This window comes from Kribbella flavida DSM 17836, assembly GCF_000024345.1.
GTDB classification, from domain to species: Bacteria; Actinomycetota; Actinomycetes; order Propionibacteriales; family Kribbellaceae; genus Kribbella; species Kribbella flavida.
In genome coordinates, this window is the sequence record NC_013729.1 from 3836686 (window position 1) to 3862298 (window position 25613).

24 protein-coding genes are annotated in these 25613 nt (G+C 70.4%); 10 read left to right on the forward strand and 14 right to left on the reverse strand.

What is annotated here, in order from left to right:
* Positions 1-43 precede the first annotated feature (43 nt).
* On the forward strand, positions 44-787 hold the full coding sequence (locus tag KFLA_RS17730; protein ID WP_237706527.1) for a metallophosphoesterase: 744 nt from the start codon (positions 44-46) through the stop codon (positions 785-787).
* Positions 788-867: 80 nt separating this feature from the next.
* Here the strand turns inward: KFLA_RS17730 and lpdA are convergent, their stop codons facing one another.
* Complete coding sequence (gene lpdA, locus KFLA_RS17735) at positions 868-2265, reverse strand: dihydrolipoyl dehydrogenase (protein ID WP_012921184.1); 1398 nt, start codon at positions 2263-2265, stop codon at positions 868-870.
* Between the two features lie 179 nt (positions 2266-2444).
* Here lpdA and KFLA_RS17740 point away from each other — a divergent pair, with 179 nt between their 5' ends.
* Both KFLA_RS17740 and KFLA_RS17745 read left to right on the forward strand, forming a co-directional pair.
* A complete protein-coding gene (locus tag KFLA_RS17740; protein WP_012921186.1) occupies positions 2445-4559 on the forward strand; it encodes a peptidoglycan DD-metalloendopeptidase family protein in 2115 nt (704 codons plus the stop codon).
* Positions 4560-4667: 108 nt separating this feature from the next.
* The gene (locus KFLA_RS17745) at positions 4668-5126 is read left to right on the forward strand and encodes a PGPGW domain-containing protein (RefSeq protein ID WP_237706528.1); all 459 of its coding nucleotides are present in this window, start codon (positions 4668-4670) and stop codon (positions 5124-5126) included.
* Positions 5127-5128: 2 nt separating this feature from the next.
* Here the strand turns inward: KFLA_RS17745 and KFLA_RS17750 are convergent, their stop codons facing one another.
* A complete protein-coding gene (locus KFLA_RS17750; RefSeq protein ID WP_012921188.1) occupies positions 5129-5686 on the reverse strand; it encodes a TetR/AcrR family transcriptional regulator in 558 nt (185 codons plus the stop codon).
* A 105-nt stretch (positions 5687-5791) separates the two neighbouring features.
* On the opposite strand from KFLA_RS17750, the gene KFLA_RS36250 reads away from it, so the two are divergent.
* On the forward strand, positions 5792-6418 hold the full coding sequence (locus KFLA_RS36250) for a DUF2867 domain-containing protein (protein WP_012921189.1): 627 nt from the start codon (positions 5792-5794) through the stop codon (positions 6416-6418).
* On the opposite strand, the gene KFLA_RS17760 is transcribed toward KFLA_RS36250, so the two are convergent.
* The gene (locus KFLA_RS17760; RefSeq protein ID WP_012921190.1) at positions 6303-7547 is read right to left on the reverse strand and encodes an FAD-dependent monooxygenase; all 1245 of its coding nucleotides are present in this window, start codon (positions 7545-7547) and stop codon (positions 6303-6305) included. The two genes, KFLA_RS36250 and KFLA_RS17760, sit on opposite strands and share 116 nt — an antisense overlap.
* A gap of 94 nt (positions 7548-7641) precedes the next feature.
* Between KFLA_RS17760 and KFLA_RS17765 the strand changes: the two genes are divergently transcribed.
* Positions 7642-8343, forward strand: a complete 702-nt coding sequence (locus KFLA_RS17765; RefSeq protein ID WP_012921191.1) for a TetR/AcrR family transcriptional regulator — start codon at positions 7642-7644, stop codon at positions 8341-8343.
* Here the strand turns inward: KFLA_RS17765 and KFLA_RS17770 are convergent.
* The gene (locus KFLA_RS17770) at positions 8267-9211 is read right to left on the reverse strand and encodes a helix-turn-helix transcriptional regulator (protein WP_012921192.1); all 945 of its coding nucleotides are present in this window, start codon (positions 9209-9211) and stop codon (positions 8267-8269) included. The two genes, KFLA_RS17765 and KFLA_RS17770, sit on opposite strands and share 77 nt — an antisense overlap.
* A 182-nt stretch (positions 9212-9393) precedes the next feature.
* On the opposite strand from KFLA_RS17770, the gene KFLA_RS17775 reads away from it, so the two are divergent.
* The 4 genes from KFLA_RS17775 (at position 9394) to KFLA_RS17790 (ending at position 15456) form a co-directional block, all read left to right on the forward strand.
* Positions 9394-12186: an alpha-L-rhamnosidase gene (locus tag KFLA_RS17775; protein ID WP_012921193.1), complete on the forward strand. Its 2793-nt coding sequence runs from the start codon at positions 9394-9396 to the stop codon at positions 12184-12186.
* Between the two features lie 63 nt (positions 12187-12249).
* Positions 12250-13572: an ABC transporter substrate-binding protein gene (locus tag KFLA_RS17780; RefSeq protein ID WP_012921194.1), complete on the forward strand. Its 1323-nt coding sequence runs from the start codon at positions 12250-12252 to the stop codon at positions 13570-13572.
* Positions 13573-13577: 5 nt separating this feature from the next.
* Positions 13578-14504, forward strand: coding sequence for a carbohydrate ABC transporter permease (locus tag KFLA_RS17785; RefSeq protein ID WP_237706529.1), 927 nt, complete (start codon positions 13578-13580; stop codon positions 14502-14504).
* 103 nt (positions 14505-14607) lie between these two features.
* A complete protein-coding gene (locus KFLA_RS17790; protein ID WP_012921196.1) occupies positions 14608-15456 on the forward strand; it encodes a carbohydrate ABC transporter permease in 849 nt (282 codons plus the stop codon).
* A gap of 40 nt (positions 15457-15496) precedes the next feature.
* Here KFLA_RS17790 and KFLA_RS17795 read toward each other — a convergent pair whose 3' ends face one another.
* The 9 genes from KFLA_RS17795 to KFLA_RS17835 form a co-directional block, all read right to left on the reverse strand.
* Positions 15497-16135: a class I SAM-dependent DNA methyltransferase gene (locus KFLA_RS17795; protein ID WP_012921197.1), complete on the reverse strand. Its 639-nt coding sequence runs from the start codon at positions 16133-16135 to the stop codon at positions 15497-15499.
* Positions 16136-16203: 68 nt separating this feature from the next.
* Complete coding sequence (locus KFLA_RS17800) at positions 16204-16947, reverse strand: RraA family protein (RefSeq protein ID WP_012921198.1); 744 nt, start codon at positions 16945-16947, stop codon at positions 16204-16206.
* A complete protein-coding gene (locus KFLA_RS17805) occupies positions 16944-17810 on the reverse strand; it encodes an amidohydrolase family protein (protein ID WP_012921199.1) in 867 nt (288 codons plus the stop codon). The genes KFLA_RS17800 and KFLA_RS17805 overlap by 4 nt, the downstream gene beginning before the upstream one ends.
* A complete protein-coding gene (locus KFLA_RS17810) occupies positions 17807-18580 on the reverse strand; it encodes an enoyl-CoA hydratase (protein WP_012921200.1) in 774 nt (257 codons plus the stop codon). Before KFLA_RS17810 ends, KFLA_RS17805 begins: the two co-directional genes overlap by 4 nt.
* A complete protein-coding gene (locus tag KFLA_RS17815) occupies positions 18577-19728 on the reverse strand; it encodes a CaiB/BaiF CoA transferase family protein (protein WP_012921201.1) in 1152 nt (383 codons plus the stop codon). The genes KFLA_RS17810 and KFLA_RS17815 overlap by 4 nt, the downstream gene beginning before the upstream one ends.
* Positions 19728-21068, reverse strand: a complete 1341-nt coding sequence (locus KFLA_RS17820) for an ABC transporter substrate-binding protein (RefSeq protein WP_012921202.1) — start codon at positions 21066-21068, stop codon at positions 19728-19730. The genes KFLA_RS17815 and KFLA_RS17820 overlap by 1 nt, the downstream gene beginning before the upstream one ends.
* 14 nt (positions 21069-21082) lie before the next feature.
* The gene (locus KFLA_RS17825; protein ID WP_012921203.1) at positions 21083-21964 is read right to left on the reverse strand and encodes a carbohydrate ABC transporter permease; all 882 of its coding nucleotides are present in this window, start codon (positions 21962-21964) and stop codon (positions 21083-21085) included.
* On the reverse strand, positions 21961-22872 hold the full coding sequence (locus KFLA_RS17830) for a carbohydrate ABC transporter permease (protein ID WP_012921204.1): 912 nt from the start codon (positions 22870-22872) through the stop codon (positions 21961-21963). The genes KFLA_RS17825 and KFLA_RS17830 overlap by 4 nt, the downstream gene beginning before the upstream one ends.
* Complete coding sequence (locus KFLA_RS17835) at positions 22869-23714, reverse strand: NAD(P)-dependent oxidoreductase (RefSeq protein WP_012921205.1); 846 nt, start codon at positions 23712-23714, stop codon at positions 22869-22871. The genes KFLA_RS17830 and KFLA_RS17835 overlap by 4 nt, the downstream gene beginning before the upstream one ends.
* A 104-nt stretch (positions 23715-23818) precedes the next feature.
* On the opposite strand from KFLA_RS17835, the gene KFLA_RS17840 reads away from it, so the two are divergent.
* Positions 23819-24502 carry a GntR family transcriptional regulator gene (locus KFLA_RS17840; RefSeq protein ID WP_012921206.1) on the forward strand — a complete coding sequence of 228 codons (684 nt, stop codon included), beginning with the start codon at positions 23819-23821 and terminating at the stop codon, positions 24500-24502.
* Here KFLA_RS17840 and KFLA_RS17845 read toward each other — a convergent pair.
* The gene (locus KFLA_RS17845; protein ID WP_012921207.1) at positions 24463-25596 is read right to left on the reverse strand and encodes an aminotransferase class V-fold PLP-dependent enzyme; all 1134 of its coding nucleotides are present in this window, start codon (positions 25594-25596) and stop codon (positions 24463-24465) included. The two genes, KFLA_RS17840 and KFLA_RS17845, sit on opposite strands and share 40 nt — an antisense overlap.
* Positions 25597-25613 lie beyond the last annotated feature (17 nt).

The following is a 25613-nucleotide window of genomic DNA, read 5'->3' on the forward strand; positions in this document are numbered from 1 at the left end:
CGGCTAGCCTGCTGGTCTATCCGAGGAGGCAGCAGAATTGTTCGTGATCGCTCACTTGAGTGACCCGCACCTGGACGGAACGCCCGAGGCACAGGACCGGCTGCGCCGCGTGACGGCGTACGTGCGGTCGTTCACCCGGCCGGTTGACGTCGTCCTGGTCACCGGCGACCTGGCCGACCACGGCACGGAGTACGCCGAGGTCGCCGCGGAGCTGGCCGCCTTCGACGTCCCGGTGCTCGTGCTCCCCGGCAACCACGACCTCAGTGAGCCGTTCCGCGCCGGTCTCACGGCGTACGTCGACTCCCCCGGCGCCGGTCATCCCGTGCACCAGGTCCGGGACGTCGGCGGCGCCCGGTTCGTGCTGCTCGACACCACCGTGCCCGGCGAGGACCACGGCGAGCTCGCCGCGGAATCCCTCGGCTGGCTGGACGGGGTACTGTCCGAGCCCACTGACGGGCCGGTTTTTGTCGCGTTCCACCACCCGCCCGTCGGTCTGCACGCCCCGGCGATCGACCAGTGGCTGCTGCGGGACGCCGCGCCGTTCGCCGCCGTCCTGCGCCGGCACCCCGTCACCGCCTTGTTCGCCGGTCACCTGCACAACGGCGTCGCCACGACCTTCGCCGATCTCCCGCTCCTGCTGGCGCCGGGGATCCGCTCAGCCGTCCCGCTGCCGTTCGAACCCGCGGCCGCCCAGGGCTTGCTCGACCCGACCGCTCCCCCGGGCCTGGCCCTCCACCTCCACACGCCGGACGCCGCCGTGGTCACCAAGTTCGTCCACCTGCCGTAGCAGGCCCGCACGACAACGGCGGCGACCACCAGGAAGTGTGCTTCCCGTGGTCGCCGCCGTGGTGAGCGCGGAGCCTGGCGTCAGAAGTTGATCATGTGGCCCTCGAGGCCGTGGAAGGCCTCCTGCAGGGCTTCGCTCAGGGTCGGGTGGGCGTGCACGTTGCGGGCGAGTTCCTTGGTGGTCAGGTCCCACTTCTGGGCCAGCGTGAGCTCGGGCAGCAGCTCGGTGACCTCGGGGCCGATCAGGTGGGCGCCCAGCAGCTCGCCGTACTTGGCGTCGCTGATCACCTTGACGAAACCGGTGGCGTCGCCCAGGCCGTGCGCCTTGCCGTTGGCGGTGAAGGGGAACTTGGCGACCTTGACGTCGTAGCCCTTCTCCTTGGCCTGCTCCTCGGTGTAGCCGAAGCTGGCGACCTGGGGCTGGCAGAAGGTGGCCCGCGGGATCATCACGTAGTCCAGCTCCATCGTCTCGTGCCCGGCGATGGTCTCGGCCGCGATCACGCCCATCGCCTCGGCGGCGTGGGCGAGCATCAGCTTCGCGTTCACGTCGCCGATGGCGAAGATGTTCGGCACGTTCGTGCGCAGGAAGCCGTCGACGTCGATCGCGCCGCGCTCGGTCAGCTTCACGCCGATCTTGTCCAGGCCGTAGCCGTCGACGCGCGGCTGGAAGCCGATCGCCTGCATCACCTTGTCGGCCTCCAGCGTCTGCTGGTTGCCGTCCTTGCCGGTGACGGTGACCTTCACCTTGTCGCCGGAGTCGTCGATCGTGTCGACCCGGGTCGAGGTGAGCACGTCGACGCCGAGCTTCTTGTACGCCTTCGCGAGCTCCTTGGAGACCTCGACGTCCTCCAGCGGGACGATCCGGTCCAGGAACTCCACGATCGTCACCTTGACGCCGTAGTTGGCCAGCACGTACGCGAACTCGACGCCGATCGCACCGGCGCCGGCGATCACGATGCTGCCGGGCAGCTCCTCGGTGAGGATCTGCTCCTCGTAGGTCACCACCCGGTCGCTCAGCTGGGTGCCGGGCAGCAGCTTGGTGGTCGCGCCGGTCGCGATGATGCAGTGGTCGAAGGTGACGGTCTCCGAGGCGCCGTCGTTCAGCGCGACGTCGAGGGTGTTGGCGTCGACGAAGCTGCCCCAGCCGTCGAACTCGGTGATGCCGTTCTTCTTCATCAGGAAGTGCACGCCCTTGACGCGGCCGTCGGCCACCTTCCGGCTGCGCTGCACGGCCGTCGGGAAGTCGAAGCTCACCTCGCCGCTGATGCCGAAGGTCTTCGCCTCCTTGCCGAAGATGTGCGCCAGCTCGGCGTTGCGCAGCAGCGCCTTGGACGGGATGCAGCCCACGTTCAGGCAGACACCGCCCCAGTACTTCTTCTCGATGATGGCGGTCTTGAGCCCGAGCTGGGCGGCGCGGATCGCCGCGACGTACCCACCCGGGCCGGCGCCGAGGACAACAACGTCAAAGTGCGAGGCCATGCGATGAACTTTAGTGCCTCGCGCCAGCTGCCCGTGCCGGTGGGCCGCCCCGCGCCCGGCCGGGTGGTGGTCACGATCGGTGAGCAGGGCTTCCGCCCGGCCCCGCCGACGCCTACGCTGGCCTCGCACGGGGGCCGTCCTCCTTCGTGCGCGTGGGGCGAGAAGCCGATGGGGGCCGGATGAGGAACAGGCGCGGGCTGCGGTTCGCCGCACTGGGCACGCTGCTGGCCGGCTTCGCCCTGCCCGCGTACGCCGACGACCCCACGCCGCCGCCGGCCTCGGTGACCGACGTGAACCGGTCGCTGGAGCAGCTGCAGGCCGAGGCCGCCGCCGTGCAGGCCGACTTCGCCAAGGCCACCATCGCCTACACCAACGCGCTGCGGACCGCCCAGGCCACCGAGGCCGCCGCCAAGCGGGCCGAACAGTTCGCCGCCACTAAGAAGACACGCTCCGAGGCCGAGCGGCGCAAGCTCGGGCTGCTCACCGCCCAGGCTTACCAGCTGGGCATCCCGACCGCGCTGGGCGCCGAGTCGATGCTCTGGTCCCTGGCCCCCGTCGCGGAGAACCTGCAGGAGATCGCCGACCGGCAGACCGCCATCAAGCAGCTCAGCAGCAACCAGGTCGCGCAGTACAACGCGGCCAGCGCCGCGGAGAACGCAGCCGGGACGGCCGCCAACGACGCGACCACCAAACGCAAGGCCGCCGACGCCGCGGCCACGAAGGCCCGTCAGCTGAGCCAGGAGGTGCAGCAGAAGGCGGCGAACGCCGCGATGACGATGCAGGGCCAGCTCGCCGACCTGGCCGGCGCCACCCAGCTCTCGCAGCAGCTGCAGTCGACCCGCAACCAGCAGGCCAAGTCCCGCTGGCAGACCTATCTGGCCGAGCTCGCGGCCGCCGGGGTGAAGGCGCCCGCCGCGAGCGCTCTGCGCAACCCGGGGAAGCTGCCGGCCGGTCTGAAGCCGTTGACCGCCGCCGGCAAGCCGGTGCCCGGCGCCGCCTCCGTCGTCGACGGTGGCCGCGCGGTCCGGGTGCTGCCGGCCGAGACGATCCACGCGGTCAACCAGGCGTTCGCCCTGCTCGGCAAGCCGTACGGCGTCGCCGCCACCGGCCCGGAAAAATACGGCTGCCTCGGCGCCGCCCGGACCGCCTGGCAGCCCTACACGACGCTGCCGAACCTGATCGGCAAGGTCTACCCGAACTACCAGCAGGTGCCGGGCGCCTCGGTCCAGCCGGGCGACCTGTTGGTGATGGGCAGCCGCTCGGTCGGCCTGTTCCACATCGGCATCGCGCTCGACGGTGGCGAGATGATCGCCGCCGACGAAGGCAAGGGCTCGGTCGTGGTCACCGCCGTCCCGGACAGCCTGTACGCCGCGCTCCGGCCGACGCTGGGCAAGCCGGTCAAGCCCCAGGTTGCCCCGGCCGCGACCTCCGAGGCGTACGCGTTCCGCTGCGGCAACACCGCCACGTCGTACGACGTCGGCAGCGGCGCGTGGACCTGGCCGCTGGCCGACGGCAGGTACGAGATCGGCACGCCGTACGGCCAGTCCGGCGCGCTGTGGTCCAGCGGCGTGCACACCGGTCAGGACTTCCCCGCCGCCACCGGTACGCCGGTCCGGGCGGTCACCGCGGGCACGATCCGGGTCGAGCACCCGGCCTGGGCCGGCAACCTGGTCCGGATCGATCACGGCAACGGCCTGGAGACGCTGTACGCGCACCTCAGCTCGATCACTGTCGCCGACGGCAGCCGGGTCGCCGCCGGCCAGCAGATCGGTGCGGTCGGCAATGAAGGCAACTCGACCGGCCCGCACCTGCACTTCGAGGTCCGGCTCGGCGGCGACCCGGTCAACCCGATGTCGTTCCTGGCGACCGGCAGCACGAGTCTGGGCTGGGGTGGCTACAGCAACGGCATGATCCCGCTGTCCAAGCTCTGTGCCGTCGGCAACGGTCACTCGCTGCGCTGCGACGCCGCGGCGGCCTACTCGCAGCTGGCCACGGCCTACCGGAACCGCTTCGGCAAGGCGCTGTGCATCACCGACTCCTACCGCTCCTACGCCTCCCAGGTCGACCTGTACGGCCGCAAGCCGTCGCTCGCCGCCCTGCCCGGTACGTCGAACCACGGCTGGGGCGTCGCCATCGACCTGTGCGGCGGCGTCGACCGGTTCGGCACCGCCCAGCACCAGTGGATGGTGCAGAACGCCGCGGCGTACGGCTGGGTGCACCCGGAGTGGGCCAAGCAGGGCGGCAACCGCGAGGAGCCGTGGCACTGGGAGTTCGGCCGCCCTGCCAGTGCGTGACCATGGTTTGAGCAGCGGGTGAACACTGCCTGACCAGGGTGGAATTCAGGGCCGAGTCAGGGGTCACAGTTGCCAGGAACGAGCCCCTGCAGCACGTACGCTGTGGTGGTGGCCGAGCAGACCAGTCCGGACCGCACGGACGACAACATCACGCTGGACGCCCAGGACGACCGCTGGGAGTGGCGGCGCAGGATCCGTGCTGATCCGCGCAAGCACGCGATCTACCGGATCGGCGTGGGCGTGGTCGGTGGCGTGCTGATCATCGCCGCCCCGCTGACCGGCTGGCTGCCGGGACCGGGCGGCATTCCCTTGTTCATCGCGGGTCTGGCCGTGCTGGCCAGCGAGTTCGAGTGGGCCCAGCGGCTGCTGTACCGGGTGAAGGGCTGGGTCCAGGAGCTCACCGCCTGGACGGGCAAGCAGCCGGCCTGGCTGAAGGCGCTCGGGACGCTCGCGCTGTTCGTCTGCGTCCTGGTGGGAATCTGGCTCTACCTGGCCGTGCTGGGCGTGCCCGGCTGGCTGCCGGACAGCTGGGAGTCGTTCCTGCACAAGCTTCCGCTGCTGAAGTAGGACTACCTCAGCAACCACTGCCTGGTCAGCTCGAGCACGTCCGCGCGCGTGCGCTCACCGTGGCGCGCGGCCACCAACGAGTTGCCGATCCGCAGCGTGAAGGCGAGCAGGCTGCGCACCTCGACGTCCTCCTCGTCCTCGCAGATGCCGCCGAACAGCAGCCGCAGGTAGTCCATCCGGCGGTCGTCCACCCGCTGGAGCCGGCGTGCGACCTGCTCGTCGCGCCGGGCCCAGTCGCGGATCGCCAGGTCGGCGGCGGTACCGGTCACCGGCACGTCCGGTGCCGCGACCAGGGTGAACAGCCGGTCCAGCCGGGTCCGGGCGTCGCCGCCCTCGCTCTCGACCCGCTCGATGAGCGCCTCGGTGGTCTCCCGCTCCCAGGTGTCGAGGATCTCGGTGAGCAGCGCGTCGCGGTTCTTGAAGTAGCCGTAGAAGCCGCCCTTGGTGACGCCGAGCGCCTGGGCGATCGGCTCGATCCGGACGGCTTCCGGGCCGCCGGCCGCGAGCATCCGCAGCCCCTGCTCGATCCAGCGGCCGCGCGGTGTCCGGGTCGCACCCACGCTGTGTCTCCTCTCACATCGCGCCGATCTGTACGCCACCGTACAGACCGGTCTACGGTCGTTGTGTACGGCATCGTATAGCCGACTGCTGCGAAGGGCCCACCGATGAGACTTCCGCCGACCGAACACACCGAGCGCCCGTGGCGCGTGCACGAGATCACCCCCGACTTCGCGCTCGAGGACGTCTGGGCGCTGCCGACCCCTGGTGGCCCGGACGACTTCGAGCGGCTGCTGGCCCGGTTCTCCGAGCCGCGCCCCGGCGAGCCGTTCCTGCTCTCGTCGCCGCCGGCCCGCTTCCTGATGGCGTTGCGGTGGAAGCTCGGAGCTCTGTTCGGGTGGGACAAGGACAAGGCCAGTCTCGGAAAGCGGGTCCCGACGTTGCGGGACCGGCTGCCGGCCGACCTGCTGGCCGGTCCTCGTGGGCCGGAGACGGAGGACGGGCCGTTCAGCTCGGTGTTCCGTACCCACGACGAGTGGGCGGCCGAGCTCGCGAACGCGACGGTGCACGGTGTGCTGCACCTGGGATGGGTCCCCGACGGCACCGGCGGCTACCGCGGGCAGATGGCGGTCCTGGTGAAACCGAACGGCCCGCTCGGCGCGGCGTACATGAGATTGATCAAGCCGTTCCGCTACCTGTGGGTCTACCCCGACCTCCTGCGCTCGATCGGCCGGGGCTGGGACGCGGATTCGCAGCAGCGAGCGGATACTGCGGGACCGGGATCCCCCCGCTGATCTTCTCGCCGACTTTCAGCATGCTGTTCAGCAGCAGCGGCGTGCTCATCAGCCGGTTGCGAGCGGCGATGCCGAAGCGAGTCCCCGGCGCGAGGAACTTGCCGGTCCGGTCGCCGCCCTGCTGGGTACTGCGGACCGGCTTGCGCAGCAACCGCTCGTACGCCGAGAACGCGGCGCCCTGATCCGGCTGGGTCGCCAGCTCCCCGGCCAGCACGTAGGCAGCGAGGATCGCGGTCCCGGTCCCCATCCCGCCGACGGTCGCGCCGTACCCGGCGTCGCCCAGCAGCACGATCCGGCCGGTCGACCACCGTTGCACGTCCACCCGGCTGATCGAGTCGAAGTACAGGTCGGTCGTGGCGTCGAGGCCGCCGAGCAGCTCCGGAACTCGCCACCCCAGGTCGGCGAAGTGGTCCCGCACCAGCTGCTTGTGCTGCTCTGGATCGCGCCGGTCGTAGCTCAGCTCAGCCGACTTGAAGACCACCCAGGCGCCGGCCCGGGCCGGATCCCGGGCGTTGACACCGAAGCTCGCCATCCGGCCCGGCACGTTGTACATCAGCGGCTCCGGCTCCGCGCCGAAGACGTTGGGCAGGTCCCACCCGGCGACGTAGTAGCCGAGATGCCGGACGTAGTCCCGCTCCGGGCCGAAGGCGATCCGGCGTACCGCCGAGTGCAGACCGTCCGCGCCGACGACCAGGTCGTAGGTCTCCTCGATGCCACTCTCGAACGTGACGTCGACGCCCTTCGCGTGCTGCTCCAGCTTCGCCACCGAGTCACCGAACCGGTACGCCGCTCGCTCGCGGCTGTGCTCGTACAGCACCTGAGCCAGATCCGACCGCAACACCTCCAGCGCTCCCCCGGCGAACTCGGGCGGCAGCCGCAGCAACGTCCGGCCACCCTCGTCCACGAAGCGCATCGGGCTTCCCCCGGTCTGCCGCTCACGCAGCTCGGCCAGCACACCCATCCGTTGCAGCACCCGCAGCTGCGACTCGCCGCGGAAGTCGACCGCGTACCCGCCGGATCGCAGGGCCGGAGCCAGCTCGACCACGGTCACGGCGTACCCGGCGCGCCCGAGCCACAGCGCGAGCGCGGGACCGGCGACGCTGGCGCCGGAAATCAGAACTCTACGCATGGAACCTCCCGGGAAACGTGGAACTGTATCCATCGGACACAGTAAAGTGTATGGTAGACACAGTTCCGCTGGAATGACAACCGGAGGAGCCGGCGTGAGCGATCTGCTGTGGAACCGCAAGCCGGCGCCGCGCCGCGGCCCGAAACCGGCGACCACACTGACCGGCATCGCCGAGGCCGCGGTGGCGGTCGCCGACGCCGAGGGCCTGGAGGCGGTGTCGATGCAGCGGGTGGCCGGCGAGCTCGGCCTCACCAAGATGGCGCTCTACCGCTACCTGCCGGGCAAGGCCGAACTGGTCGCCGTGATGAGCGACCTGGCCGTCGGGGTGCCGCCCGAGCGTCCGGCCAGCGGATGGCGGGAGGCACTGTCGAACTGGACGCACGACCTCTACCGGGCCTTCGAGCGGCACCCATGGTTGCTTCAGTCAACGATTGGCCGGCGCCCGATCGGTCCGAACGAGCTGACCTGGACCGACCGCGGCCTGACTGCCCTGGCCGGTACCGGACTCTCCGGCACCGAGCAGCTCGACATGATCCTCGTGCTCAGCGGACACGTCCGCACGACGGCCCAGCAGACCCTGACCATTCCCGGCGTCAGCACCGGAGTGACCGAGCAGGACATCACCGCAGCTCTGGTCCGGGCCGTCACCGAGCAGCCGGAGCGGTTTCCGGGCCTGGCGGCGGCGCTGCGCGACCCCGGCGATCAGCACAATGCGGGATTCACCTTCGGCCTGCAGCGGATTCTGGACGGTCTCGAGGTGCTGATCGGGCGATCCGCGGGCCGCCCGCGTGACTGAACAGGGCGCGGTAGTTGGACGCGCTCAAGCCGAAGTGCGACTTGAACCGGCGGGCGAAGTAGTTCTGGTCGGGCCACCCCACCGCCTCACCGATCCGGCTGATCGGCTCGTCGGTGTGCAGCAGGCGATGGGCCGCCAGCTCGACCCGGTGACGTGACAGGTAGGCCATCGGCGGTAGACCGGTGGCCGACTTGAACAACCGGACCAGGTACCCCGGGGCCAGGTGCAGCTCGTCGGCCAGCTCGGTCAGCGTCCACTGGTACGCCGGCCGGGCCTCCATCCTGCGCATCGCGTCGAGCACCGCCGGATGCGTGTGCCCGTCACCCCGGCTGTCGCCGGCGTCGGCGACAGCGCGCGCCAGACAGCTCAGCACCAGCGAGAGGCGGCCGACGATGTCACCGCGGTGCAGGCTCACCGGATGGTCGCGCAGCTGCTCCAGTCCGTCGAGATGGTCGAGCAGCTCGGCGAGGGTGCCCGCGTCGAGGTGGGTGGTGAGCATGCCTCGCCGCTGCGCGGAGAACGGACCGGTCCACAGCAGGTAGCCGAGCAGCGGGTCCTCACGGGTCCAGGCCAGCTCGCGCTGCATCAGGTCGGCGGAGAAGCAGCAGTTGTAGAGCCGCAGATCGTGGCAGTCCTCGTACCCGTGCCACACGCCCGGCCGGAGCAGGACCACGTCGCCCGTGGTCAACCGCTGCCGCCCGGCGAGACTGAGATGCACGCCGTCGCCGCCGATCACGACGGCCACCTCGAAGAAGCTGTGGGTGTGCACCGCGTGGCTGTCCTCGTGCAGGTAGCGGCCCGCGTACGCCAGCGTGCCGTCGACGAAGTGCAGCAGCGTCCGGGTCGCCCGGACCGGCGGTTCGTGCATGCTCCAACATACGAGCCGATGTGCATTTTGTGCTACCACGAGTGCACTGCGGGCTATGCCGGGCCCAGCGCCGGCCCCAAGATCGGGGAACAGGCGAAACCTCCCGCCCCCCTCCCGTACCGCAACCGACCCCGCTCAGTCATCGCCGTCGATGAATCGTTTCAGTCCGGAATGGAGTGCCGATGTCGTTTCCCGCAGCTCCCGCCCGTCTCCGCTTCGAGCACCGCACCGACCCCGGCCCGGTGCTGGGGATCGGCACGGCGACGCCCCGGTTGTCCTGGCAGGTTCCCACCGCCCCCGACGACTACCGGCAGGCCGGCTACGAAGTGGAGATCGCCCGCGGTGACGCCGCACCTGAGCAGTACACCGTCGACTCCGCCGACCAGGTCCTGGTGCCCTGGCCCGGTACGCCGCTGGCGGCGCGGGAGTCGGCGACCGTGCGGGTTCGCGTCCGCGGCGACGGCGACTGGAGCCAGTGGAGCGACCCGGCCACCGTGGAAGCCGGGCTGCTCAGCGCCGACGACTGGACGGCGCGTTTCGTCAGTCCACGCGAGAACGCCGGACACGAGGCGCCCGCTCCCCTGATCGGCGGCGTGATCGATCTCCCCGCGGACATCGCGCAGGCCCGGCTCTACGCGACCGCGCACGGGATCTACGAGCCCACTCTCAACGGCACCCGGGTCGGCGACGAGCAACTCGCGCCCGGCTGGACGGCGTACGAGCAACGGCTGCGCTACCAGACCTACGACGTGACGGATCTCGTCGCGCCGGGTGAGAACCGGCTGGAACTCCTGGTCGGCAACGGCTGGTACCGCGGCCGGCTCGGCTTCCACGGCAAACACTCCCTCTACGGCGACCGGCTGGCCGTCCTGGCCCAGCTCGAGGTCACCACCGCGACCGGCGAGGTGAAGGTTCTCGCCAGCGACGGAACGTGGACCACCCGCGAGACCAACGTGCTGGCCGACGACCTGTACGACGGTCAGCACGTCGACCTGCGCCGCACGCTCGGCGAGCCGGGACCGGTGGACGTCCTGGACGCCGACCTGAGTCTGCTGGTCGCGCCCGACGGCCCACCCGTCCGCGTCACCGACGTCCTGCCCGCCAAGGCGGTCACCACCTCCCCCGCCGGCAAGACTTTGGTCGATTTCGGCCAGAACGTCGTCGGCCGGCTGCGGTTGCGGGTCCGGGGCGGCGCGGCCGGTGACGAGATCGTGCTGCGCCACGCGGAGGTGCTCGAGGACGGCGAGCTCGGGGTCCGGCCGCTACGCACGGCCAAGGCGACCGACAGCTTCGTCCTGGCCGGCCCGGACGAGGTCACGCTGGAGCCGACGCTGACGTTCCACGGTTTCCGCTACGCCGAGATCACCGGCGTCCCGGACCTGCGGGCCGAGGACGTCGAGGCCGTCGTGGTCGGCTCGGACCTGCGGCGGACGGGCTGGTTCGAGTCGTCGCACCCGCTGCTGGACCGGTTCCACGAGAACGTCGTCTGGGGCATGCGCGGCAACTTCCTCGACGTGCCGACCGACTGTCCGCAGCGCGACGAGCGGCTCGGCTGGACCGGCGACATCCAGGTCTTCTCCCCCACCGCGAGCTTCCTGTTCGACACCGCGGGCTTTCTCACCAACTGGCTGGCGGACCTGATCGCCGAGCAGCACAAGGACGGGTCGGTGCCGTTCGTCGTCCCCGACGTGCTCCGGCAGCCCGGTCCGGCGACCGCGGCTTGGGGTGACGCGGCAACGATCGTGCCCTGGGTGCTCTACGAGCGCACCGGGGACGCCGGTCTGCTGGCCCGTCAGCTGCCGAGCATGCGGGCCTGGGTGGACCGGATGGCCGGGCTCGCCGGCGACGACCTGCTGTGGGTGGGCGGCTTCCAGTTCGGCGACTGGCTCGACCCGACCGCGCCGCCGGACGACCCGTTCCGCGCGAAGGCCGACCCGGACGTACTGGCCACCGCCCACCTGGCCCGCTCCGCGGAGGTCGTCGCCCTCGCGGCCGAGGTGGTCGGCGCCGGCGAGCTCGCCCGCGAGTACGCCGAGCTGGCGGCCCGCGTCCGGCAGGCCTTCGCCGCGGAGTACACGACCGGGAGCGGCCGGGTGCTCAGCGATGCCGCGACCAACTACGCGCTGGCGCTGCAGTGGGCGCTGCTGCCCACCGAAGCACAGCGGAAGCGGGCCGGCGAACGCCTCGCCGATCTCGTCCGGACCGCCGGCTTCCGGATCAGCACCGGCTTCGTCGGTACGCCGCTGATGGCCGACGCGCTGGCCGATTCCGGACATCCCGACCTGGCGTACCGCCTGCTGCTGGAGACCGGCTGCCCGTCCTGGCTGTACGCCGTGACGATGGACGCCACGACGGTGTGGGAACGCTGGGACAGCATGCTGCCCGACGGCAGCATCAATCCCGGCCAGATGACGTCGTTCAACCACTACGCCCTCGGCGCGGTCGCGGACTGGATGCACCGTCGGGTCGCGGGCCTGGCTCCCGGCGATCCCGGCTACCGCAGGATCGTCGTCGATCCGCTGTTCACCGCGCACCTCACCAAGGCGTCGGCCCGCCACCTCACGCCGTACGGCGAAGCGGCCGTCGCGTGGAGCCGCTCCGGCGGCCGGGTCCGGCTCGAGGTGACCGTGCCGGTGGGTGCCCGGGCCCGGGTCGCCGTACCGGGTGAGAGCGCGCCGGTCGAGGTCGGGCACGGCACGCACGAGTGGACGGCCGACGACGTGTACGGCGAGACGCCGCCACTGCCCGCCGACGCCACCATCCGGCAGCTGATTGACCACGAGCCGAGCTGGACGACGCTCGCCGCCGCGGCGACCCGGACCGGGATCGTCGCCGACGACGCCGAGCTCGCCGGGCGGCTGGAGCGCTACCTCGACCACCCCGCGACCGAACTGGTCGACGCCGTCAGTCCCCGTGGCTTCTCCCCCAGCGCCGAAGCCCTGCAGGCCGAGCTCGACTCCGTGCTCGGCCGATGACCACCGCACGGAACCGGACTTCCCGCCCCTGACCAGCACGCAGCACCATCCTTGGAGGTCATGATGAGATTTCGCCCAGGCACGACAGGACCGGCCGTCGTCGCGGTCTGCACGCTCGCTTTGACCGCGTGCAGCGCGGGCAGCCTCGGGTCGAGCGACGAAGGCGGCGCCGGCTCGGTCACGCTCACCTACCTGACCGGCAACCAGGAGCAGGACATCAAGGAGGCCGAACAGCTCAGCAAGGACTTCACCGCGAAGAACCCGGACATCACCGTCAAGGTGGAGAGCCGGCCCGGCGGCACCGAGGGCGACAACATCGTCAAGACCCGGCTGTCCACCGGCGACATGACCGACGTGTTCCTCTACAACACCGGGTCGCTGTTCCAGGCCATCGCCCCGCAGAAGAACCTCGTGCCGATCAGCGACCAGCCCTACATCGGCGACCTGGACGAGAACTTCACCAAGACGGTGACCGCCGGCGACCAGGTGTACGGGGTACCGTCGGGCGGGTTCATGGGCGGGGCGGTGCTCTACAACATCCCGATCTACAGCAAGCTCGGGCTGAAGGTGCCCCGGACCTGGGCCGAGTTCATGGCCAACAACGCCAAGATCAAGGCCTCCGGGGTGGCCCCGGTGGTGCAGACCTACGGCGAGACCTGGACCTCCCAGCTGTTCGTGCTCGGCGACTTCCACAACGTCGCGGCCGCCGAGCCCGACTTCGCCGACCGGTACACCAAGAACCAGGCGAAGTACGCCACCTCGCCGGCGGCTCTGAAGGGCTTCGAGCACACCCAGCAGGTGCACGACGCCGGCTACCAGAACAAGGACTTCGCCTCGGCCAAGCTGCCCGACGGGCTGCGCCAGCTCGCCCAGGGCAAGGGGGCGCACTACCCGATCCTGACCGGCGTGGTCAACGACATGATCGCGACCAACCCGAACGCGGCCAAGGACGTCGGCCTGTTCGCGCTGCCTGGTGACGACGCGAGCAAGAACGGCCTGACCGTGTGGACGCCGGCCGGCATCTACATCCCGAGCACCACCACCGGCGACAAGCTCGAGGCGGCGAAGAAGTTCCTCGCCTTCGTCGCCAGCCCGGACGGCTGCAAAGCGCTGGCCGCCGTGGGCTCGCCCACCGGCCCGTACGCCGTCAACGGCTGCGAACTTCCGTCCGACGTCCCGCGGTCGATCAAGGACATGCAGCCGTACCTGGACAAGGACGGCGGCTCGAGCCTCGCGCTGGAGTTCCTCTCACCGGTCAAGGGCCCGTCGCTGGAGCAGATCACCGTCGAGGTCGGCTCGGGCATCCGCAAGGCGAAGGACGGCGCCGCCCGGTACGACGACGACGTCAAGAAGCAGGCCCAGCAACTCGGACTGGCGGGTTGGTGAGGCGAGTGGCGATCACGTCCACCCGTCCACGGTCCCGCACCGAGGCACCCCGGGCCGCACGCGCGGCCGGAGGCAAGGTCTACAGCCCCTACCCGAACTGGTTCTACCTGCCGTCGGCCGTCATCTACGGCGTGCTGTTCGTCGTACCGACCTTCGCCTCGCTCTACTTCAGCCTGACCCGCTGGACGCTGTTCGAGTCGAAGTTCATCGGGCTGGAGAACTTCCGGCTGTTCTTCCAGGAGCCTCAGCTGGTCAAGGGTTTCACCAACACGCTGATCTTCGCGGTCGTCACGTCGGGCTCGAAGGTCGTGCTCGGGCTGCTGCTCGCCGTCCTGCTCACCTCCCGCGTCATCGGCCGCAGCTACCTGCGGTCGGTGGTCTTCTTCCCGGTGCTGGTCAGCACGATCGGCGTCGGTCTCACCTTCACCGTGCTGATGAATCCCGAACGCGGGCTGATCAACGGCGCGCTGGGCGTGATCGGCATCGACGGGCCCGGCTGGCTGACCGACCCGCGGTACGCGCTGCTGTCGGTGGCGGTCGTCGACGTCTGGAAGGGCGTCGGCCTGGCCACCCTGATCTACATCGCGGGCATCGTGTCGATCCCGCGCGAGTACCTGGAGGCGGCCCGGGTCGACGGGGCCGGGGCCTGGCACACGTTCCGCCGGATCGTGCTGCCGCTGTCCCGGCCGGCCACCGTCACGGTGATCATCTTGTCGCTGATCGGCGGGCTGCGGTCGTTCGACCTGATCTGGGCGATGACGCGAGGCGGACCGGGCTTCACCTCCGACGTGATCGCGTCGGTGATCTACAAGCAGTACCAGGCCGGGTTCTACGGCCTGTCGACGGCCGGCAACGTGGTGCTGTTCTTGGTGGTCACGGCGGTCGTCCTGCCGTTGTCGTGGTTCCTCAACCGCAAGGAGGTAGACCTGTGAGCACCGTGCTTTTGGCCGGGCCTCCGGCACCGGCGTGGTCCCGGGGCTTCAGCTCCCGGTCTTCCCTCGTCGCTGCGCTCCTCAGTCCAGACCGGGAGGCCCGGTGACCGCAGAACTCGTCAACCACAGACCGGGCCGCAACTACCTGCTCAGTGCGGTCGCGATCCTGGCCTCCATCGTGGTGTTCGTCGTGCCGTTCGCGTTCATCGTGCTGACCGCGGTGAAGGACCGCCAGCAGGCCGCGCTGCTCGACTTCTCCTGGCCGCACCAACTCCGGTTCGCGCAGAACTTCGTCGAGGTGATCGAGGCCCGCGACTACATGCTGGTGATCGCCTTCATCAACAGCACCGTGCTGACCGTGGCCAGCGTGACCGGCATGGTCGTGCTGGCGGCGATGGCCGGGTTCGTGCTGCAGCGCCGCCGCAGCCGGTGGAACCCGTTCATCAACTTCCTGGTGCTGTCCGGGCTGATCATCCCGCCGGCCGTGGTGCCGACGATCTGGGTGCTGCAGCAGTTCGGCCTGTTCCGGACCATGAGCGGGCTGATCCTGATCGAGATCGCGTTCGGGCTGTCGTTCTGCGTGCTGCTGTTCCGGGCTTTTGTCGCGACCATCCCCCGCGAGCTCGACGAGGCGGCGGTGATCGACGGCGCCGGCCCGTTGCGGCTGTTCTTCCAGGTGATCTTCCCGCTGCTGAAGTCGGTGATCGTGACGGTCGTGGTGGTGCAGTCGGTGACGGTGTTCAACGACTTCGTCAACCCGCTGTACTTCCTGCCCGGCGACCAGAACGCGACCGTGCAGCTGACCCTGTACAACTTCTCCGGTCAGTTCACCACGCAGTACAACCTGCTGTTCATGAACATCCTGCTGATCACGATCCCGCCGCTGATCATGTTCCTGTTCTTCAACCGCCAGATCGTCGCCGGCATGACGTCCGGCGCCATCAAGGGCTGAGCCGCCGCTGGGCGGGGCCGGGATCACCGGTCCCGCCCGTTCACTGGGGCTTGCGGACGATCAAGAACGCCTGCGCTGTCTTCTCCCCGTCCAGCGCCGGCCGCGTCAGCGTCGCCACCTCGCCGAACCCCGCGGCCGCCAGCAACTCGTGGATCCGGGCCGGCTCGTAGCAGTAGACGTCGAGCTCCAGCGGGTGCCCGTACCCCTGGGTCAGGTGGTAGCGGTCGTTGCCGGACTTGAACGCGTACAGGAACAGGCCGCCCGGCGCCAGCACGCGGTGGATCTCGGCGAACGCCGTCGGCAGATCCTCGGCCGGGGTGTGCACGAGCGAGTAGAACGCCAGAGCGCCGGCCAACTCACCGTCGGGCAGGTCGAGCCCGAGCAGCGACCCGGTCTCGAACCGCAGCCCCGGGTACTCCGTCCGCGCCACCGCGACCATCTCCGGCGACAGGTCCACCCCGAACGCGTCCATCCCGAGCTCCGCCAGGTACGCCGTGACGTGGCCGGGCCCGCAGCCCAGATCGCCGACCGGCCCGCCCTGCCCAGCGGCGAGCAGATCACCGAGCAGCCCGATCACCGCCCGGTGGAACGGATCGTCGAACCGCGGCGCCACCAGCGTGTGGTAGTCCGCGGCAACGGTGTCGTAGGAGGCCCGGGTGGTGTCGAGGTAGGAACTCATGGCGCCAGACCCTAGTAGCCGCCACCGACACGCGTGCGCCGCCGCCAGGCGGCGCACGCGCACGGGACTCAGGCCCCCGCGTAGTACCGCTCGACCGCCTCGTGATCGATCGAGCTGTCGGGCTTGATCCCGAGTGCCTGGTAGTGCTTGGCCCGCGCGCGCATGTCGGCGAGCAGGATCGCCCGGGCGTGCACGGCGACCTCCTCGGCGACCTCGGCCGGCACCACGATGACGCCGTCGTCGTCGCAGCCGATCATGTCCCCCGGGCTGACCTGCGTCCCGCCGCACGCGATGGTGGTCTGCGTCTCCACCACCTTGATCCGGCCCGGGATGATGGTCCGGCCGCGGGCTCGCGAGCAGATCGGCGTGCGCTGCGCGACGATCTCGGCGGTGTCGCGGCAGTACCCGTCGGTGACGATGCCGGCCGCGCCGCGGTGCACCGCGCCCATGCCGTTCTCCGACCCCCAGAAGCCGACCTCCTTGCCGCCGCCGGAGTCCATCACCACCACGTGCCCCGGCGCCAGGTCGTCGGGCAGCTTCACGTTGCCGGTCTGCTCGAACCAGATCCGGTGCGCCTCGACGATGTCCTGGGTGCTGTCCAGCTTCCACATCGGCCGGTTCGACGGCACCGCGCGGATCGTCGCCGCCTGGCCCCAGAACTTCATGCCCAGCCACAACGGCCGCACGTCCGGCGCCATCAACCCGATGTCGAAATACCCGATGCCGTCGAGCGCGTCGGCGACGTCCACCACTCGCAGGTGCCGGTACAGGCTGGCGAGGTCGTTGGCGTCGGCTGTCTCGGTCACAGTCATCTGGAGACCTTTCCGTTGATCCGGTAGTAGTCGGCAGCCGTCCCTCCGAGGACGGCTGTGCGTTCGTCGGGGTCGTGCAGGCAGTGCTCCACGGCGGTCCGCAGGCGAGACCACGCCTCGGCGTACGAGGCGCGCAGCAGGACGACGGGCCAGTTGCTGGCGAGCATCAGCCGCCGGGCGCCGAAGCACTCGACCACCCGGTCCAGGTACCGCTCCAGGTCGGGCCACTGCCGCAGCTCGGTGAGCAGGTCGATGCCGAGCGACACCTTCATCGCCACCTGGCGGCACTCAGCCAGCTGCCGCACCTGACCGGCCCACGGCTCCCAGCCGCCGGTGTCGATCGGTGGCCGCCCGAGGTGATCGACCACGATCCGCAGCTCCGGTACGGCGTCCGCGAGCCCGAGCACCGCCTTCGTCTGCTCAGCCGTCACCGGTACGACGTCCCAGCTGATCCCGGCCGCGGCCAGCTCCCGGAAAAGCTCGACCGCAGCAGGCTTGCTCAGCCACTCCAGCGGATCCCGGCCCACCAGGCATCGCACCCCCGAGAACCGGCCGGCGAAGCCGCCGAGATCGTCCGCCACCCGGGCGATCTCGCGGCGAGCTGTCCGCGGCTCCGCGAGTGGAAGCCAGCCGACGACCGCGCCGACGTACGGCGCCTGCGCCGCGTACCGCAGCAGCCGGTCGTTCTCGGCCGGCTCGTCGACCGACTGGATCAGCACCGTCCGCTCCACCCCCGCGACCGCGAGCTCGGCGGCGAGGTCGTCGGGCGAGTAGTCGCGGGCGATAGCGCCGTGCCGCTCGTCGCGCCAGGGTTGTTCCTGCGCGGCGACCTGCCAGAAGTGGTGGTGCGCGTCGACGGTCATCGGCCCTCCCACTCGATCGGTTCGTGCGCGAGGAACGCTTGCACCCCGGCGCGGAAGTCGCGGCTGCCGTAGACCTCGGCCAGCAGGTCGTCCGCCTCCGCGGCCGGGCCGTCGCGCAGGATCCGGCGTTCGAACTCCTTCAGCGACGCCAGCGTCAGCGGCGCGTTCGCGCAGATGACCTGCAGCAGGTCCTCGACGTGCTGGTCCAGAGCGTCCCGCGCGACCAGCTCGGTGACGAACCCCGCGGTCAGCGCTTCGGTTGCCGGTAGCAACCGGGCGGTGAGCAGCATCGCCATCGTCCGGCCCGCACCCAGCCGCTGCTGGAGCCGCGCGATGACCAACGGCGGCAGCGTGTTGCCGAGGGTGCGCGCGACGGGTGCACCGAAGACCGCGTCGGGTGTCGCGACCACCAGGTCGCAGCAAGCCGCGAGCGCGAGACCGGCACCGACCGCCGGCCCCTCGACCACGCCGACCACCGGCACCCGGATCCGCAACAGCCCGCGCAGCACCGCCGCGATCCGTCGCTCGTACTCGACGCCCTGCTCGCCGGTCACGAAGTCCGCGAACTGCCGGATGTCGGTGCCGGCCGCGAACGCCTCGCCACCGGCTCCGCGCAGGACCACGACCCGGATGCCGGGATCAGTGGCGACCATCGGCTCGACCGCCGCCAGACCGTCGTACATCGGCCAGGTGATCGCGTTGCGGCGTTCCGGGTTCGACAGCGTCAGCCGCAGGACCGGCCCGTCGCGCTCGACGTCCAGTGAACTCATTCGCCGAGCACCTCCGCGGTGTGCTCGCCCAGCAACGGTGGATGCCGACGGATCCGCGCCGGCGTCCCACTCAGCCGGACCGCCGACCCCAGCACCCGGACCCGGCCCTCGACCGGGTGGTCGATCTCCTGGACCATGCCGCGTGCCTTGACGTGCGGGTCGTCGTCCAGGACCTGCCGGTAGTCCTGGATCGGCCCGGCCGGTACGCCGGCCGCCAGCAACCGGGCGACCCACTCGTCGGTGGTCGCCGCGGCGAGGCGCTGCTCCAGCGCCGCGGCGAGCTCGTCGCGATGCGCCATCCGGTCGGTGTTGGTGGCGAACCGGGGATCGGCGAGCAGGTCGGCGACGTCCAGCGCCGTGCAGAGTCGTTGCCAGAGGCGCTCGTTGTTCGCCCCGAGGGTGAGATGGCCGTCCTTGGTCCGCAGCGCCTGGTACGGCGCCGACATCCGGTTCGCCGATCCGAGCGGCTGCGGCACCTCGCCGGTCGCCCAGTACTCGGTCGACTCCCAGACCGACATCGCCAGCGCCGCCTCGAACAACGAGGTCTCGACGCACTGGCCCGCCCCGGTGCGCTCCCGGGCGTGCACCGCCGCGACGATGCCGAAGGCACAGAACAGCCCGGCCCCGAGATCGCCGACCGGCAGCCCGGACTTCATCGGCTCACCGCCCGGGGCGCCGGTGATGCTCATCACCCCCGACATCGCCTGCGCGATCAGGTCGTAGCCCGGCCGGTCGGCGTACGGACCGGTCTGGCCGAACCCGGAGACGCTGGCGTAGATCAGCCGCGGGTTGATCGCGGCCAGCGTCTCGTAGTCCACCCCGAGGCGCTTGGTCACGCCGGGCCGGAAGTTCTCCACCACGACGTCGGCGGTGGTGACCAGCCGGTGGAACGACGCCAGGTCGCCGGGCGCCTTGAGGTCCAGGCAGACGCTGCGCTTGTTGCGGTTCAGGGCGAGGAAGGCGCGACTGTCCTCGCCCTGCACCGCGTAGCCCCAGGACCGGCGGGTCTGGTCGCCGGCAGCCGGGTTCTCGATCTTGATCACGTCCGCGCCCAGGTCGGCCAGCAGCATCGTGCAGAACGGTCCGGCCATCACCTGGGTCAGGTCCAGCACCCGCAGACCGTCCAGCGCGCCTGGCGTCTCGGTCATCAGCCACCCAGTCCGGCGTTCGCCTCGGTGAAGAACGAGTCAGCCGCCTGCTGCACGGTCTTCTTGCCGAAGGCGATCTCCTCGTAGGCCCGGCTGAAGGCGTTCTCGAAGGTGGCCTGGTAGCCCGGCGGGTAGAGGATCGTCGGCGGCTTGTTCGCCGCGATCTTCGCGAACAGCTCCAGCTCGTGCTTCTTCAGCGCCGGCAGCTGCGGGTCGTCGATCTGGGCCTGCAGCACCTTGCGGTTGGTGGCCGCGCCGTTGTCGGACTTGAAGATCTTGCCCGCCTCCAGGTCGTTGGTGAAGAAGTCGATGAACGCCGCGGCGGTCGGCACGTTGTCGCAGTTCACCGGGATCGCGAAGCCGGAGGTGAACATCGCGTTGCCCGAGCCGCTCGGGCCGGACGGCATCGGCAGCGTGACCAGCTTCTGGCCGCCGGCCCGGCCGGCCAGCGTCGCCGAGGCCGGGGTGAGCGCGTTGCCCGGCATGCTGTCGGTCATCAGCCGGCCCTGGGCGACGAAGTTCTGCTCCGCACCCTGCGGCTCGTCGGCCTGGGCGTCGGCACTCATCGTCACGCCGGACTTGCGCAGCCGCTCCCACATCTCCCAGTACTCGATCAGCGACTCCTTGCCGAACCCGAGCTTGCCGTCGTCGGTGAACAGCTGCTTGCCGTTGGCGAGCTGGTAGGCGATGAAGTAGTTCGGCAGCCCGCCACGGGCACCGGCCGCGAAGACACCGTCGGGCAGCTTGCCCTTGGCCGACGCGATCCAGTCCGTGTACTGCTTCCAGTCGTACTTGTCCGGCGGCAGCCCGATCCCGGCCTGCCGGGCGAGGGTCTCGTTCACGCCGACGGCGTCGTACGCCGCGCCGTACGGCAGGAAGTAGAGCTTGCCGTCCGGGCCGCGGCCGGTGTCGACGACCTCCTGGGGAATGTCGTCGACCTTGATCACGCCGGACTCGATCATCGGGTCCAGCGGCAGCAGCACCTTGCGCTTGGTGTAGTCGTTCAGCTGGCGGCCCTGCAGCTGCATCACGCAGGGCAGCGTCTTGCTGGACGCCTGGATGTTCAGCTTGTTGAAGTAGCTGCCGAAATCGGCGTTCTGCCGGTCGATGGTGACGCCGGGGTGGGCCTTGACGAACAGGTCGGCGACCGCGTTGGTCTTGGCCGCCCGGTTCGCGCCGCCCCAGAAGGTCAGCTGCAGGCTGCCGGTGACGTCGCCCTTGCCGTCCTGCCCGCCGGCCGCGCCGCCGGTCGCGCCGTTACCGACCGATGTTCCGTTGCAGCCGGCCGCCACCAGCAGGGCCGCGCACGCGAGCGCCGCGGTACCGAGTCGTCGTGTCATGGGTTCTCCAGAGGTCATTTGAGGCCGGTGGTCGCGACGCCCTCGATCAGCAGCTTCTGCGCACCGAGGAAGAAGCCGACGATGGGGGCCAGCGCGAGGGTGGACATGGCGAACAGCGCCCCGTACGCCGACTCGCCGGTGACGTCGAGGAACGAGTTCAGGCCGAGCGAGACCGTCCACAGCTCGGGCCGGTTCAGGTACAGCAGCGGGCCGAGGAAGTCGTTCCAGCTGTTGATGAAGGTGAACAGCGCGGTGGTGCCGATGGCCGGCAGGGCCAGCGGCAGGATGATCCGGCTGAAGGTGCGCCAGTGCCCGCAGCCGTCGATCCGGGCCGCGTCGTCGAGCTCCCGCGGCAGGGTGCGGATGAACTGCACCATCAGGAAGATGAAAAACGCCTCCACACCGAGCCACTTGGGCACCACCAGCGGCAGGTAGGTGTTCATCCAGGCCAGTTCGTTGAACAGGATGTACTGCGGGACCAGGGTGACGTGGTACGGCAGCAGCATCGTTGCCAGCAGCAACCCGAACAGCACCCGCTTGAACGGGAACTCCAGCCGGGCGAACGCGTACGCGGTCAGCGAGCAGGAGAACAGGTTGCCGGCGATCGACAGCACGGTGATCGCGACCGAGTTGAGGAAGTAGCGGGAGAAGTCGAGCTGGCCGGCGCTCCAGCCCTGTTGGTAGTTGTCCAGCGTGTAGTTCTTCGAGAACAGGCCGAGGCTGTTCATCACCTCGGCGGAGGGGCGGAACGACGCGGCGACCATCCAGACCACCGGGTAGAGCATCAGCACCAGGACGGCGATCAGGACGGCGTGCCGGATCAGGGCGAGCACCAGCGGGTTGCGGCTGCGGCGCCGGCCGAACAGCGGCCGGGCGCCGACCGTCACGGCCGTCATCGCTCGTCCCCGTAGTAGACCCACCGGCGGGCGGTGAGGAAGAGGAAGCCGGTGAAGGCGGCCAGCACGATCACCAGCACCCAGGCCATCGCGGAGGCGTAGCCCATCTTCAGCTCGGCGAAGCCCTGCTGGTACAGGTACAACGTGTAGAACAGCGTCGAGTCGGCCGGGCCGCCGGTGCCGCGGCTGACCACGAACGCGCCGGTGAAGACCTGGAACGCGTGGATCGTGTCGAGCAGCAGGTTGAAGAAGATCAGCGGCGTCATCAGCGGCAGCGTGACGCTGAAGAACCGGCGGATCGGCCCGGCGCCGTCGACCGCGGCCGCCTCGTGCAACTCGGCCGGCACCTGGCGCAGACCGGCGAGAAAGATGATCATCGTCGCGCCGAAGGCCCACAGGTTCAGCGTCACGATCGTCCACAGCGCCGTCCCCGGGCTGCCGACCCAGCTGCCGTGGGTGATACCGAACAGGCTCAGCACCTGGTTCACCAGCCCGGTGCTGCCGAAGATCTGCCGCCACAGGACGGCGATCGCGACGCTGGCGCCCATCAGCGACGGCAGGTAGAACAGCGCGCGGTAGCCGGACAGGAACTTGATGCCTTTGTTCAGCAGCAGCGCCAGCACCATCGACACGACCAGCAGCAGCGGCACCGACACCACGACGTACACCAGCGTGACCTTGACCGAGGACAGGTAGCGCGGGTCGGCGGTGAACATCCGGCGGAAGTTGTCCAGCCCGATCCACCGCGGCGCGCTGAGCAGGTCGTAGCTGGTGAACGCCAGGTACGCCGAGTACAGCATCGGGCCGAGCGTGAGCAGCACGATCCCGATCAGCCACGGACTCAGGAACAGGTACGCCGTCAGGCCCTCCCGGCCGGTCCGCGAGCTCTTCGTGACGGCGGCGCTCACGAAGCGCTGCCCTTCCGGGCGTGCGCCTCGACCTGGTCAGCCAGGTGCTGGGCGAGCAGGCCGGCCAGCGGGACCTGGACATCGGCCTCCCGGGCCGCGGCGACCACGTCCCACAGGTCCTTGCTCCACGGCCGGTTCCGGACCGGCGTACCGGCCGTGTCGTAGGCCGCGGCCACCCGGTCGAAGAAGCCCCAGTTCCGGGAGACCCACGAATCCCCGGTGCTGGTGGCGACCGCGTCCAGCACCGTCTGCTCCGGTACGCCGTACGCGCCGGCCAGGTCGAGCGCCTCCTGCGCCCCGGCGAGCGCCGCGAACATCATCAACTGGTTCGCCAGCTTCACCGCGGCCCCGGCGCCCGCGGGCCCGACGTGCAGCACGGTGTCCGCCACTGATTCGAGCACCGGCCGCGCCTGCTCCAGCACCTCGGCCCGGCCACCGGCCATCACGGTCAGAGAACCGGTGAGCGCTCTCTCCGCTCCCCCGCTGACCGGTACGTCGAGCAGACCGATGCCGTGTTCCTCGGCCTGCCGGGCCAGCCGCTGCGCGGTCGCCGGCAGGACCGTGCTGTGGATCAGCACCACTGATTCCGCCGCCAGGAGCGGAAGCAGCTCGGTCAGGATCGCGGTGACCGCCTCGTCGTCCGGCACGGCCAACGCGATCACCGCGCAACCGGCCAGCTCGGCGGGTCCTTCGACGAGCTCCAGGCCCTCGCCCTTGGCCGGCTCCTGGTCGTACACCTTCAGCTGCCAGCCGTCGCGGCCCAGGGCCTCGGTCATCGGGCGGCCCAGGTTGCCCAGGCCGGCGAAGCCAACGGTGATGGTTCGATCGATGGGTGGGGCCACGAACGCCTCCAGTTCGCCCGGCGCATGCTCTGCGAGACCGTCTATGAACTATTGTCTACAATAGATAATCGACGCTGACAAGACGACGGGGAAGAATGAGCCTCATGACAGAGCAGCTGCAGTCGCCGAGCCTGGTCCAGCTTGCGGCCGACGCGATCCGGCGGATGATCCTCGCGGGAGAGCTGGCCGAGGGCGAGCGGCTGATCGAGGAGCGCCTCACCGAGCAGCTCGGGATCAGCCGCCCTCCCCTGCGCGAGGCGCTGCGGGTCCTGGAGCAGGAGGGCTTGATCGTCACCCGGCCGCGGCGGGGCTCGACGGTCGCCACGCTGACCGACCAGGACGTCTTCGAGATCCTCACCCTGCGGTCGGCGCTGGAGCGGCTCGCCGTCGAGCTCGGCGTCCCGGTCCGCTCCCCCGCCCGGCTCGAGGCCGCGCGGGACGCACTGCTGGAGATGGAGCGCTGCGCCACCGCGGAGGACCGCGGCAGCCTCGTCCAGGCCGGGTACCGGTTCCACTCCTCGCTGGTCGCGCTCGCCGGGCATCGCCGGCTGGATGAGGCCTACGCATCGGTGCAGCAGCAGCTACTGCTCTGCATGGCGCGCAACCTGTACGCCCGGGAGCACTTCTACGAGGACCTCAGCGAGCACGTCGCCCGGCACCGCAAGCTGCTCGACCTGGTCGAGGCCGGCGACCCGGCTGCGGTGCTCGCCGAGTTGGCCGTGCACGGCGAGCGGTCGTTCAGCGAGATTCAGAGCAACGTCGGCAACCGCTCGGCCAGCAGTTCGTAGTCGCGCGCGCTGTTGTAGGCGTGGGCCGACAGCCGGACGAAGACCCGCTGGTCGAAGGCGGTCAGCGTGATCTCCGCCTTCAGCTCCCGCGACACCCGGGCCTTGAAGGCCTCGCCCGCGCTCGGCGACCGGTCGTCCGCGAACGGCAGCTCGACCAGCCGCATCGTCGCGGCCGGGTGCACGACGTCCGGCAGGTCGGTGCCGAGCGCCTTGGCGACGACCTGCGCGGCCTCGTCGATCAGCGTCGACAGCTGCGCCCGGCGTACCGGCCAGTCCAGTTCGTCCAGCACCCGCAGGGACTCCGGCGCGGCGATCCACGGGGCGTAGTCGGCGGTGCCGACCATGTCGAACCGCTCGGGCAGGCGCTCGTCGTTCTCGGACCAGGACACGATCAGCGGCAGCGTCGTGGACCGCCACTTCTCCGCCACCACCAGCCCGGCGGTGGCCCGCGGCGCGGCCGGCCACTTGTGGAAGTTGCCGGTCCAGAAGTCGGCGCCGTCCTGGGCCGGCGCGTCCAGCAGGGCCGGCGCGTGCGCGCCGTCGACGATCACCGGGATGCCGTCGCAAACCTCGACCAGCCGGCGGATCGGGAACACCATCGCGGTCGCCGAGCTGATCTGGTCGACCACCAGCGCCGCGGTCCGCTCGTCCAGCTCGGCGCCGATCGCCGCCACCACCGCGTCGTCGTCGGCCTCCAGCGGCACGTCGACGACCACCACCTCGGCCTGGAACGCCCGGGCGAACCGCTCCGCCGCGAACAGCACCGCGCCGTACGTGTGGTTGGTCAGCACGATCCGGCTGCCGGGCCGGATCGGGATGGTCGCCAGCGCGGCCGTCACCCCGGCGCTCGCGTTCGGCACCAGCGCGAAGCCGGCCGGGTCGGTGCGCAGGAAGCGGGCCAGCTCCAGCCGGCTCACGGCCAGCCGCTCGGCCACCGACCGGAACCAGCGCATCGGATTGGCCTCGGTCTCGGCCCGCAGCGTGGCCAGCAGCTCCTGGGTCCGGCGCGGGACGGCGCCGAACGAGCCGTGGTTCAGGTGCAGGACGTCGGGGTCGAGGGACCACAGGTCGGGGCGGGGGCGAAGATCCGTCACCGTCCAAACGGTACATA